Consider the following 342-nt stretch of genomic DNA (forward strand, 5'->3'; position numbering starts at 1 on the left):
GGTCGATTACTGTTTCAAAGTGTTAATCAGTATCGTTTTCTTCCTACCAATGTATGGCGTATTACTCAATATGCTGTTGAAAAGACTGGCAGATAAATCCGAAATCAACGCTTTGCAGGCGAGTTAAAGGTTCGTTATCAGAGTTGTGATAAGATGGATGAATGAGCCGTTATGGCCGTTTATCGAAAGGAAGAAGTCAATGCGCAATCTGGTTAAATATGTCGGAATTGGCCTGCTGGTTATGGGGCTTGCGGCCTGTGATGATAAAGACACTAACGCTACGGCGCAGGGTTCGGTCGCGGAAAGTAACGCTACCGGGAATCCCGTCAACCTGCTTGATGG

General features: G+C 45.6%; 1 pseudogene. It reads left to right on the forward strand.

Annotated features, from left to right (window positions below):
- Window positions 1-199: 199 nt before the first annotated feature.
- Window positions 200-342, forward strand: a pseudogene (gene dcrB, locus ACXIUA_RS00955) (phage sensitivity protein DcrB); the annotation flags it as partial.

The organism is Corynebacterium sp. UMB8791 (assembly GCF_054166365.1).